General features: G+C 55.3%; 1 protein-coding gene. It reads right to left on the bottom strand.

All coding sequences use genetic code 11. From position 1 onward, the window contains the following. Nucleotides 1–1,688, bottom strand: a 1,688-nt coding sequence (locus tag AACQ38_RS23670; RefSeq protein WP_165579237.1) for a non-ribosomal peptide synthetase, incomplete at both ends; no start/stop codon positions are given.

Raw genomic sequence — 1,688 nt, 5'->3', positions numbered from 1 at the left:
CCCAGCGCAAAGAAATTATCGTGCCGACTGATCTGCTCAACGCCCAGTAACTCACGCCAAATCATCGCCAACCGCGTTTCAATTTCCCCCTGCGGCATCTCATAATGTTGACGAGCAAACGCTTCGCTGTCCGGCACCGGCAATGCTTTGCGATCCAGTTTATCATTCGGGGTTAACGGCAAGTGGTCCAGACGCACAAACGCCGCCGGTATCATATAATCCGGCAAAACTGCACTCAGGTGGGTACGCAGGCTGTTCACCAGCCCTTCTTCGGCGGCCGCGACCACATAAGCGACCAGCCGTTTCTCCATGCCATCACCCTGTGCCAGTACCACTGCCTCATGCACCGCCGGGTGTGCCAGTAACCGGGCTTCAATTTCCCCCGGTTCAATCCGGAAGCCGCGAATTTTCACCTGCTGGTCGTTACGCCCCAGAAATTCCAGATTGCCCTCCGGCAGCAGATAACGGCCTAAATCCCCGGTGCGGTACATGCGGGCATCCGGGCGATCACTGAACGGATCAGGCAAAAAGCGTTCTGCCGTCAAGGCCGGAAGATTGAGATAACCCCGGGCGACACCCACGCCGCCAATATAGATTTCCCCCACGCTGCCTAAGGGGACCGGCTGTCCTGTTTTATCCAGCAGATAAATGCGCGTGTTCTTCAGCGGCCGGCCAATAGAACGATCGTCGCTCGGCGAGGCTATTTCCTGACAGGTTGCCGTGACCGTATTTTCTGTCGGGCCATAAGCGTTTAATAACCGGGGCCGATAGCCTTCCTGCCTGAACCAGTCTTGCACCGCATTCTTTTTGATTGCTTCACTGCCGATGATGACGAGCCTCACGCTCTCAGGTAATTGCAATTCCTGCTCACGGGCCGCCAGCTCAGACCAGAACAGGGTCGGCAGGAACATTACTGTGATGTTATTTTGCCGGGCCAACGCGATAAATGCCGGTATAGAAGCCAGCCAGTCATTATCGCGGATCACCAATGTGGCACCACTGCATAATGCAGAGAAACACTCCTCGATGGAGACATCAAAAGCGAACGTCGCGAATTGCAATACGCGATCCTGTGCCGTCACTGCGTAAAGTTCGTTCACGCCCAGATAGCGTTGATATAACGCCTGATGCTCCACCATCACCCCTTTTGGCGTACCGGTCGAACCGGAGGTGTAAATCACGTAGGCCAGATGGTGGGGGCGCAAGGCCGGGATATGTGGGTTACTGTCCGGTTGTTCAGGCACGTTTTTCGGATCAAGAATATTCGGATCAAGGACATGCCGGCCAACCAGGCTTTTCTCGCCCAATGCTATCTGGCCTGCCTCATCCGCTAAAATAATCGCCGGGGCCGCATCAATCAGTATCTGGGTCAGACGTTCGCCGGGATAAGCCGGATCCAGCGGGACATAAGCACCTCCCGCTTTTAAGACCGCCAACAGCGCCACCACCATGGCCGGTGAGCGGGAGACACAAATCGCCACTAGCTGATCGGGTTTGACCTCTAAGGCAATTAACTGATGCGCCAGACGGTTGGCACGGGCATTAAGCTCGGCGTAACTGAGAGTCTGGTCTTTATACGCCAGCGCGATCGCTTCTGGGGTTTTCTCGGCCTGCTGCTCAAACAACTGGTGAATACATAATGCGGCAGGGTACGGTGTCTCTGTCGGGTTCCAGCTTTCCAGTAATAA

Origin of the sequence: Photorhabdus sp. RW14-46 (assembly GCF_963887965.1) — a bacterium.
Taxonomy (GTDB): domain Bacteria; phylum Pseudomonadota; class Gammaproteobacteria; order Enterobacterales; family Enterobacteriaceae; genus Photorhabdus; species Photorhabdus laumondii.
Note: the sequence above shows the minus strand (reverse complement) of the source record. Positions and strands in the feature narration are given on the sequence as shown.